We start from the raw sequence: 7509 nt of genomic DNA on the forward strand, positions 1-7509 counted from the left end.
CGCACGTCGCTTCCTCCAACTCATTCGTTGGTACGACTCAATCCCAACCGTTGCGCTTGCGCAATATCGCGGTCGAGGGCGCGAGCGCGAGGCCCTTGCCCTGCACCGTCGGCAGCCACTCCGCCAGCGCCTGCAGCGTCGACTCGTGCGGATGGCCAATCGCCACGACAAAGCCCTGCCGGCGCGCCACCGCCTCGGTCTCGGCGAGCTTGCGGCGCACCGCCTCGACCGTGTCCTCGTCGTCGAGGAAGACGTGGCGCACGATCGATGGCACGCCGATCTCCTGCGCCGTCTGATCGCCGACCGACTGCGGGCTGGTGCGCGAGTCGAGGAACATCAGGCCGCGCGGCTTGAGCTGGCGCATCACCAGCTCCATGTCGGGACGATTGGCGGTGAAGCGGCTGCCCATGTGATTGTTGATGCCGACATAGCCGCCGAAACTCTCCAGCGCGACCAAGAGCTTCTGGCGCAGCTCGGCGTCGGACATCGACACCATCAGCGCGCCCGGCCCGGGATCGTTGCGCCCGTTGGGTTCCATCGGCATGTGCAGCATCAGCTCATGCCCGCGCGCCCGCGCGGCGCGTGCCTGCTCGGCCAGGTCCTTGGCATAGGGCAGGAACGACATGGTCATCGGCCCCGGCAGCTCCCAGGCGCGTCTCGAGCGTGCGCGGTCCAATCCCACATCGTCGATCACGATCGCGACCAGTGGCTTGGTCCTCAGGTCACGGAACGGCACCGCGTTGCGACGCCAGGTCTGTTCTGCCGGAAACGCGGCGGCGACCTTCTTCACCGGCGGCTTTTCCTCGAGGTTCGGCATCGGCTTGCCGGGGTCGGCCTCGGTGTATTTCGGGAAGTCCGGCAGGTCCTCGATACGCGAGTATCTTGGTGCAACGACCGGACCGGTCGCCGCGGCGCTGCGCTTCATGTCTTCCAGCGTATCGCGCGCCACGTTCTCGCTGCCGCGCAGGTCCAGTCGCTCGGCGATCCAGTAACCGCCAAACACACTGCCGACGAACATCAGGACCACGGCGATGACGATCGAGGACCAGCGGTGCGCTGCGACCCACGCGGAAAGTCCGCCAAAACGGGCGCGAAGGCGATCCGTGAAGCCGGGCGGCCGTTTCGGACTCCTTCTGTTCGTCTTCCCGCTTCTGTTCTTCCTCGACGCCATCTGAGAGTTATGCCCTAACCTCTTGGCGCGAGCCACTATTTTGCCTCAGTTAAGGCTCGCGAGCGACTTCACCACCCGGATGTCTGGCTCGCCCGAGCGGCCGCTCTCGCGGCGGAAGCCAACCTGCTTGGCGAGGTCGAGCATCCTGCTGTTCTCGCGCAGCACATGGCCGACCACGCGCTTGATGCCGCGCGACTTGCCATAGTGCAGCACGTGTCGCAGCAGCAGCTCGCCATAGCCGCGGCCCTGGCGATCGGACGCAACGGTGAGCGCGAACTCGGCCTGCTGGAAATCCGGATCGGCGACGAGTCGTCCGACACCGACCATCTCCTTCCCGTCGAGCAGCACGAACGCCATCTCGCGGTCGTAGTCGATCTGCGTCAGCCGGGCCGCGAGTTCGTGGCTGAGTTCCCGCATCGGCCCGAAGAAGCGCATGCGCACATCCTCGGGCGTCAGCCGGCGTGTGAAGGCCTGCAGCATGGGTTCGTCGTCGGGGCGGATCGGACGGATGCGCAGCTTCTCCCCGCCATGCTCGATGTCGGCCTCGAGTTCCACCGGATAGGGCCGGATGGCGAAGCGGGCCGCCCGCTCCTGCCCCTTCTTCTGATGGTTCACCACGATACGCGCATCGAGCGCGATCACGCCGTCGGCGTCGGCCAGCAGAGGATTGATGTCGAGCTCGGCGATCTCCCCGACATCGGCGATGAGTTGTGAGAGCCGCACCATGGCCGCGCCGACCGCCTCCCGATCGGCAGGAGCGCGGTCGCGATAGCCGCGCAGCAGGCGATCGACGCGGGTGCGGCTCAGCGCATCCTCCGCCAGCACCGGATCGAGCGGCGGCAAAGCCAGCGCCTTGTCGTCGATCACCTCGGCGGCCACGCCGCCATGGCCGACCAGCAGGATCGGACCGAACACGGGATCCTCGGCGGCGCCCAGGATCAGCTCCACGGCATGCGGGCGGCGGACCATGGGCTGCACCACGAAGCCGTCGATCCTGGCCTTGTTGGCCAGCACCAGGACCTTGCCGGTCATCTCGCGGACGGCGTCGAGCACCGCCTGCTCTGACACCAGGTCGAGCGAAACACCGCCGACATCGCTCTTGTGGGTGATGTCGCGCGACAGCAGCTTCACCGCGACGGGAAAGCCGATTCGCACCGCGATGGCGGCGGCCTCGGCGGCGTCGCGCGCGATCTCGGTAGGCACCACGGGGATACCGTAGGCCGCCAGCACCCGCTTGGCTTCCGGCTCTGTGAGCACCTTGCGCTTCTCGGCCAGCGCCCCCTGCACGATCGAGCGCACGAGCGCCGTATCGGAACGCATCTCCGGCACAGAGGGCGGCGTGCGCTGCAGGGCACGCTGGCCGCGGCGATACGCGACGATGTGCATGAAGCCGCGGACGGCGCGCAGCGGCGTGTCGTAGGCGGGAATCCCCGCGTCGTGCAGCACGTCGCGACCGGCCTGGGCCTCGCGCCCGCCGATCCAGCAGCCGATCACCGGCACGACCTTGCGGCCGGCGGCACCGGTGATGGCGCGGGCCGCCTCGACCGACGAGGTGAGCGAGGTGGGCACGTTCATGACCAGCACGGCGCCGACGCCGCGATCGTCGGCCAGCCCGTCGAGGGCAGCGGCATAGCGTGGCCCGTCGGCATCTCCCACGATGTCGACCGGGTTGGCGCGCGACCATCTCATCGACATCTGCTTGTCGAGCCGCGCGATGGTGGCCGGCGGCAGCGTGGCGAGTTCGCCGCCTTCGTCGATCAGCAGGTCGGTGGCGATGATTCCGACGCCCCCGCCGTTGGTCAGGATCGCCAGCCGCTCGGTGCGTGGGGCAATGCTGTGGCCCAGTGTCTCCGCCGCATCGAACAGTTCGCCGAGGCCCAGCACGCGCACGAGGCCCGCGCGCGCGAAGGCGGCGTCGTAGACCGCCGCCGATCCCGCCATGGAGCCTGTGTGCGAGGCCGTCGCCTGGGCGGCCGCGGCGTGGCGGCCGCCCTTCAGCACGATCACCGGCTTGATACGCGCCACGCCGCGCGCCGCCGACATGAACTTGCGCGCCTGCGTGATGCCCTCGACATACATCAGCACCGCACGCGTATCGGAATCGCGCGCCAGCATGTCGAGCACGTCGCCGAAATCGACATCGGCCATGTCGCCCATCGAGATCAGGTGCGAGAAGCCGATCCCCTGCGCCACGCCCCAGTCGGCGAGGCCGGCCAGCACGGCGCCCGACTGGGCGACCGCGGCGATGCGTCCGGCCTTGAACCGTGTCGGGCCGAAGCTCGCGTTGAGCCCGAGCCCGGGGGCGGCGTAGCCGATGCAGTTCGGTCCGATGATGCGCAGCAGGTAAGGCTGGGCCGCGCGCAGCAGCCTCTGCCGCCAGAGCGCATTGACCGACGCGGCATCCGGACCGTTGCCGGGGCCGGCGCTGATCACCACGGCGGCGCGCGTGCCCGCCTCGCCCAGCGCCACGATCAGGCCGGGGATGGTCGCGGCCGGAGTCATGATCACCGCAAGATCCGCCGGCTCGGGCAAGTCCGACACCCTGCGGAAGGCCGTGCGGCCCGCAATCGTACCGCCCTTGCGGTTGACGAGGTGGATATCGCCCTGGAAGCCGCCGGCGAGGACGTTGCGCGTGACCGCCGCCCCCACCGAGCCGGGGCGTTCTGTGGCGCCGATCATGACGACCGAGCGCGGGGACATGAGTCTTTCGAGATTGCGGGTCGACATGCCCCTAGAAGAGCGCCGGACCGTTCATCAGCACAAGCCCTGAAACGATCACGAACGCAGCAGCCACACGGCGGCCCCCGAACGGCTCGCCCAGGATGAGCGTGCCGATCAGCGCTCCGAACAGCACCGATGTCTCGCGCAGGGCCGCGATATGCGCCATCGGACCCAGCGCCAGCGCGTAGATCGCGATGCCGTAGCCGACATTGGCGATCACGCCTCCGCCGACGCCGCGATACCAGGTCTTCTTCATATGCGACCAGACGGTCGCCGGTCGCTTCCAGAAGGCCAGTACCAGAAGCCAGGGCCCCTCGAGCACGGCGAGCCAGGCGATGTAGGAGATGCGATGCTCCAGCGTCTCGCCGGCGGCGCGCACGCCCATGCCGTCGGAAATGATGTAGCCCGCGATGGTGATCCCGGTCAGCACGGCGAACAGGGTCGCGAGCCCGTGGCGGCTGCCCGGTTTCGGCACGATGTTCTTCAGCGGCAGGGCCAGGGCCACCAGGCCGAAACTCAGCAGGAACACGCCGACGATGTCCTGTGTCCTGAGATGCTCCCCGATCACCCTGCCCGACACCAGCGCCACCAGAAGCGGTCCCAGACCGCGCGCGATCGGATAGGTGTGGCTCAGGTCGCCGTAGGAATAGGCTTTTAGCAGGAAGAAATAGTAGGCAACGTGGATCGCGACCGAGAGGATGAGGAACTTCCAGGCGCCAGGTTCGATCATCGGCACGAAGGGCACGATGCAGAGCCCCATGACCGTGCCGGTCGTCATGATCAGGCCGAAGGTTGCCAGCCGGTCCGACTGATCCGCCTTCAGGATGGCGTTCCAGGTGGCATGCATCAGCGCTGCTGCCAGCAGCAGCGCGACGATCAGGGGCTCGACGACCAAGGGGGCTACTTTCTTCTTGTTGCCCTCTACCTACGCCCGTGCCCAAGATCGAGAAAGGGCGGAAACGAAGACGAGGCATGCGATGACGATCGAGGCGTACAAGGCGGCGCGTGAACTCCTGCTGGCCCATCGCGGCGACTACGCGACGGCCTATCGCGATTTCCGCTGGCCCGAAATGGAGCGGTTCAACTGGGCACTCGACTGGTTCGATGCAGAGCTGGCGCACGGACCGCTGGCCAACCAGCCGGCGCTGAAGATCGTCGGCGACGGCGCGGCGAGTCTGACCTTCGCCGAGCTGTCGCAACGTTCCAACCGCGTCGCCAACGGGTTGCGGGCGCTGGGCGTAAAGCGCGGCGACCGCATGCTGCTGATGCTGGGCAACGTGGCGCCGCTCTGGGAAGTGATGCTGGCGGCGATGAAGCTGGGCGCCGTCGTCATTCCCGCAACGACGTTGCTGACGCCGGTCGATCTCGCCGATCGCTTCGAGCGCGGCCGTGCCCGCCATGTCGTGGCCGCCGCCGGCGAGGCCGCAAAGTTCGACGGGTTCGACAAGAGCCTGACGCGCATCGCGGTCGGCGACGCGCCCGCCGGCTGGTACGCCTATGCGGGTCTGCTCGATCACCCGGCCGAATTCACGCCGGACGGTCCGACCAATGCCGACGATCCGATGCTGCTCTATTTCACGTCGGGCACGACGGCGAAGCCCAAGCTCGTCCTGCATTCCCATCGCAGCTACCCGGTCGGGCATCTCACCACGATCTTCGTTCTGGGGCTGCGCCCCGGTGACGTGCATCTCAACATCTCCTCGCCGGGCTGGGCCAAGCATGCGTGGAGCTGCTTCTTCGCGCCGTGGATCGCGGGCGCCACGATCTTCATCGCCAACCAGCCGCGCTTCAACGCGCGCTATCTGCTGGACGCGGTCGTCGCCAACCAGGTGACCACGCTCTGCGCGCCGCCGACCGTGTGGCGCATGCTGATCCAGGAAGATCTCAAGTCCTGCAGGACGTCGCTGCGCGAGGTGCTGGCCGCCGGCGAGCCGCTCAACCCCGAGGTGATTGAGCAGGTCGAGAAGGCCTGGGGGCTTACCATCCGCGATTTCTACGGCCAGACCGAGACCACGACCCAGGTCGGCAATCCGCCCGGCCAGCCAATCAAGCCCGGCTCGATGGGCCGCCCCCTGCCCGGCTACACGATCAGGCTGCTCGATGCCGACGACAAGGATGCCGAGGAAGGCGAGATCTGCATCGACCTCACGCGCCGGCCGGCGGCGCTGATGCAGGGCTACCAGCAGGATGACGGCTCGATCGCGCCGCTCACCGGCGACGTCTATCGCACCGGCGACGTCGCCTCGCGCGACGCTGAGGGTTACCTCACCTACGTCGGCCGCGCCGACGACGTGTTCAAGGCGTCGGACTACCGGATCAGCCCGTTCGAACTCGAAAGCGTGCTGATCGAGCACCCGGCCGTGGCCGAAGCCGCCGTGGTGCCCGCCCCCGACGCGATGCGCCTGGCCGTCCCGAAGGCCTACATAACCCTGACCGCCAGCGGCAAACCCGACCGCGCCACCGCGCTCTCGATCTTCCAGCACCTGCGCGGCCGCCTCGCCCCCTTCAAGCGCATCCGACGTCTCGAATTCGCCGAGCTGCCCAAGACCATCTCCGGCAAGATCCGCCGGGTCGAACTCCGCCGCGACGAGGAAAAGCGGGCGGCCGAAAACCAGCGCGGCGCAGGCGAATTCCGGGAGGAAGATTTCCCGGAGCTGACGAAGTGAGGCGAAAGGTCCCTCGCTACGCTCGGGATGACAATTTTGGTGAGCGTCACGTGGTGCGCCGATGAAGAAAACGCTGTCATCCCGGCGAAGCGAGGGACCTTTAGAGGCCTATGAGAACGCCGCCGGCACGGCTAATATCCCCCCATGCTTCTCCTGATCGATAACTACGACAGCTTCACCTACAACCTCGTCCACTTCCTGGGCGATCTCGGCGCGCGCTGTGTCGTCCATCGCAACGACCAGATCACGGTCGAAGAGGCGCTGGCGCTCAAGCCGGCCGGGATCGTGCTCTCGCCGGGCCCCTGCACGCCCAACGAGGCCGGCATCTGCATGGACCTGATCCGCGCCGCGGCGAAGGAGCAGGTGCCGCTGTTCGGCGTCTGCCTCGGCCACCAGGCGATCGGCCAGGTATTCGGCGGTCATGTCGTGCGCGCGCCCGAGCCAATGCACGGCAAACTGTCCGGCGTCGCCCACAGGAACCAGAGCGTGTTCGAGGACGTTCCCTCACCCTTCCAGGCGACGCGCTACCACTCGCTGATCGTCGACCGGAAGGACTTCCCCAAGGATCTCGAGGTTACTGCCGAGACCGGCGACATCATCATGGGCCTGCGCCACAGGACCCTGCCGATCCACGGCGTGCAGTTCCACCCCGAGAGCATTGCCTCGGAGCACGGCCACAAGATCCTCGAGAACTTCCTCAAGATTGCCGGCGATCATCCGAGCCAGCAGAACAAGAAGGCGGCGTAGGCGCCCGCAACAAACACATTGTCATCCCGAGCGAAGCGAGGGACCTTTCCTCGGTGCCCGCAAGGGTCCCCCTGAATTCACAAACGAAGTGCAACACCAGCTTAGGGTGTTGCAATGGGCGAACAATACGACCAGCTCAGTCTTGAAGAGCGCGGCAAGGTTGCCGAGCTACACCAGGCCGGCCATTCGATCCGCCAAGTCGCG

5 protein-coding genes are annotated in these 7509 nt (G+C 67.4%); 2 read left to right on the forward strand and 3 right to left on the reverse strand.

Annotated features, from left to right (window positions below):
- Positions 1-37: 37 nt before the first annotated feature.
- The 3 genes from Q7V45_RS06575 to Q7V45_RS06585 all read right to left on the reverse strand — a co-directional run bounded on the left by Q7V45_RS06575 (position 38) and on the right by Q7V45_RS06585 (position 4787).
- Positions 38-1018: a divergent polysaccharide deacetylase family protein gene (locus Q7V45_RS06575; RefSeq protein ID WP_304848897.1), complete on the reverse strand. Its 981-nt coding sequence runs from the start codon at positions 1016-1018 to the stop codon at positions 38-40.
- 198 nt (positions 1019-1216) lie between these two features.
- Positions 1217-3871 (reverse strand): bifunctional acetate--CoA ligase family protein/GNAT family N-acetyltransferase, encoded by a 2655-nt coding sequence (locus tag Q7V45_RS06580; RefSeq protein WP_304848900.1) that lies wholly within the window; start codon positions 3869-3871, stop codon positions 1217-1219.
- Between the two features lie 31 nt (positions 3872-3902).
- The gene (locus Q7V45_RS06585) at positions 3903-4787 is read right to left on the reverse strand and encodes an EamA family transporter (RefSeq protein WP_304848903.1); all 885 of its coding nucleotides are present in this window, start codon (positions 4785-4787) and stop codon (positions 3903-3905) included.
- Between the two features lie 88 nt (positions 4788-4875).
- Here Q7V45_RS06585 and Q7V45_RS06590 point away from each other — a divergent pair, with 88 nt between their 5' ends.
- Together Q7V45_RS06590 and Q7V45_RS06595 are read left to right on the forward strand one after the other, a co-directional pair.
- A complete protein-coding gene (locus Q7V45_RS06590) occupies positions 4876-6558 on the forward strand; it encodes an AMP-binding protein (RefSeq protein ID WP_304848914.1) in 1683 nt (560 codons plus the stop codon).
- 144 nt (positions 6559-6702) lie between these two features.
- Entirely contained in the window at positions 6703-7305 is a 603-nt protein-coding gene (locus Q7V45_RS06595) for an aminodeoxychorismate/anthranilate synthase component II (protein WP_304848905.1), read from the forward strand.
- Positions 7306-7509: the final 204 nt, after the last annotated feature.

The organism is Reyranella sp. (assembly GCF_030651995.1).
Taxonomy (GTDB): Bacteria; Pseudomonadota; Alphaproteobacteria; order Reyranellales; family Reyranellaceae; genus Reyranella.